This window comes from Streptomyces sp. NPDC049577 (assembly GCF_040675635.1).
Taxonomy (GTDB): Bacteria; Actinomycetota; Actinomycetes; order Streptomycetales; family Streptomycetaceae; genus Streptomyces.
The window spans coordinates 1-1,186 of the sequence record NZ_JBFAPH010000652.1 but is presented as its reverse complement, the minus strand read 5'-3'; the positions used below and the strand labels follow the sequence as shown (position 1 = coordinate 1,186).

1 protein-coding gene and 1 tRNA gene are annotated in these 1,186 nt (G+C 74.3%); one reads left to right on the top strand and one right to left on the bottom strand.

The features are described 5' to 3' along the window. Positions 1 to 846 (top strand): sensor histidine kinase (locus AB0K09_RS33620; RefSeq protein WP_366069173.1); only part of this gene is annotated, 846 nt, incomplete at its 5' end. Positions 847 to 918: 72 nt separating this feature from the next. Here AB0K09_RS33620 and AB0K09_RS33615 read toward each other — a convergent pair. Beyond that, positions 919 to 995: transfer RNA gene (locus tag AB0K09_RS33615), tRNA-Lys, on the bottom strand. Positions 996 to 1,186: the final 191 nt, after the last annotated feature.

Genomic DNA, 1,186 nt, shown 5'->3' with positions numbered 1-1,186 from the left:
TTCGTCCGCGCGGGGCTCGCGGCGGGGGAACCGGTGGCAGTGGCCGTCCCCGGGGACAATCTGAAGCTGCTGCGGGGGGAACTGGCCGAGGATGGCCGGGCGGTGCGCTTCATCGACATGGAGGAGGCCGGCCGCAACCCCGGGCGGATCATCCCCCGCGTGCTGCGCGCCTTCGCCGACGCCCACCCGGAGAAGCGGGTGCGGATCATCGGGGAACCGGTCTGGGCCGGCCGTTCGTCCGCCGAGTACCCCGCCTGCGTGCAGCACGAGGCCCTGATCAACCACGCGTTCGCCGGACGGCGGGTCACCATCCTGTGCCCGTACGACGCCACCAGGCTCGCACCCCAGGCGCTGGCGGACGCGTACGCCACGCACCCCGTCGTCATCGACGACGCCGGGGAGCGGTCGAGCCGCTGGTACGCCCCGGACGAGATCATCGCCGGTTACAACCGGCCGCTGCCGCCGCCCGGGGTGCCCGTGGTGCGCTTCGACTTCGACCGGGCGCTGCTGCCGGACGTCCGGCACTTCGTCACCGACCGGGCCGTCGCGCTGGGCCTGTCCCCGGACCGCCGGGAGGACCTCGCCCTGGCCGTGGCGGAGCTGACCACCAACAGCGTGGTGCACGGCGGGGGAACCGGGACGGCGCGGGTGTGGGCCGAGGAGGAACATCTGGTGTGGGAGGTCGAGGACCGGGGGCATCTGGGCGATCCGCTGGCGGGCCGCCGTCCGCCCCCGCCCGACCGGCCCGGCGGCCGGGGGCTGCTGCTGGTGCACTGCCTCAGCGACCTCGTCCGCACCCACACCGGGCCCGGCGGCACCACGACGCGCTGCTATCTGCGGCGCTAGACCGAGCGTCCGCCACCCGCACACTGGCCGAACGCCGTGAGGCCCACCCCGCCGGGGGTGGGCCTCACGTGCTGGTGCGCCACCAGGGACTCGAACCCCGGACCCGCTGATTAAGAGTCAGCTGCTCTAACCAACTGAGCTAGCGGCGCGTCAGCAATATTAGCAGCTCAGAAGGCTGGCGATGGCCGCCCCGGGGACGGGCGGAAGAGCGGCCGGACGGCAACCGCCGGGCCGTCCGCTCGTTGACCGGTTGCCATGAGACTGTCCGCACTGGCCCTCGCCGCACTCTGCGCCGTCCTGCCGTCCGGCGCCCCGCCCGCCGGCGGTCCGCCGCGCGTGC